The sequence below is a fragment of the Allobaileyella intestinalis genome (genome assembly GCF_009695865.1).
In the GTDB taxonomy this organism is placed as follows: domain Bacteria; phylum Bacillota; class Clostridia; order Peptostreptococcales; family Anaerovoracaceae; genus Allobaileyella; species Allobaileyella intestinalis.
Window position 1 is genome coordinate 1 of the sequence record NZ_VUNB01000019.1, and the last position, 992, is coordinate 992.

The window sequence follows — 992 nt, forward strand, 5'->3', positions numbered from 1 at the left end:
ACAAAAAACAGACTTCCATATTTATAAAAATCTTATGGATTATAAAATAACAGCCAGTTGAATTTTTTGAGAAGATAATATGAAAAAGAAGAAATAAAAAATTTAAAAAAATTCATGACTTTGATACGTACCTCATTCATTTTCCTATGGAAATCTTGTGAAAGATGAAAATAATCCAAAAGCATACAAGAACATGGAAACACCTTATGTACGACATCTCGATATACTTCATACATGTCTGAACAGGCGTATTTTACCTTTTTGCGTTCTTCTAAAGGGATCTTTTGAAAGTAGTTTAAAAGATATTCTTTTTTACGGTTCGGCAGAACATCAACGGGAATCTGCTTTTTAAAATCAAGAAGAACACAGACATACTTACTCTTTTCGGATTTGAAGGCATATACCTCATCAAAATTAATGATTTCCGGAAGCGGGTTTCTGCCAATATCCACATGTTTATCAAAGATGGTGGATACAGAAGTTGGAGAAACATGATATCGTCTGGCAACGGAAGTAAATGTCTCATTGAAATCTTTCAGATCCTTCAGAATATTATGTACAGTAAGGATCGATATTTTCTGAGATTTGAAGACAAAAGGATTGAATTCATAATAGGTCTTTCCACAACATGAGCATTTGTAGCGTCTTGCCCTGTATTTTATTATGCATTTCTGTGTGGTAAGAGCCGAATGAGTGATCTCCTTGGTTACATATTCCTTGATTTTAGGCGCAGTAAACCCACAGTAAGGACAAGCCTGATGTTTATCTGTAAGAGTTACAACAAGAACCATCATCTTATTGAACGTAGTACAGAGAATATTGGCAATATCATCAGGATTCAGGTGAAAAAGATTGATTAACAGCAGTTTGAAAGCATCGTTTTCGATCATAAGATCATCTCCTCTCTAATTTCAATGACATAGTATCAAAAGAAATCAGAATCAGAGTTACAGCTCTGTTGGTAGTACACAAAGTTTACAATAGCTTCTAGT

The 992-nt window shown here is 33.7% G+C and carries 1 protein-coding gene; it reads right to left on the bottom strand.

Translation table 11 applies throughout. The features are described from left to right. Positions 1 to 32: 32 nt before the first annotated feature. Complete coding sequence (locus tag FYJ66_RS09125; protein WP_154573185.1) at positions 33 to 890, bottom strand: transposase; 858 nt, start codon at positions 888 to 890, stop codon at positions 33 to 35. Positions 891 to 992: the final 102 nt, after the last annotated feature.

Coding starts and splice junctions, on each gene's coding strand:
- FYJ66_RS09125 (WP_154573185.1), bottom strand. CDS start 890: ATGATCGAAAACGATGCTTTCAAACTGCTGTTAATCAATCTTTTTCAC.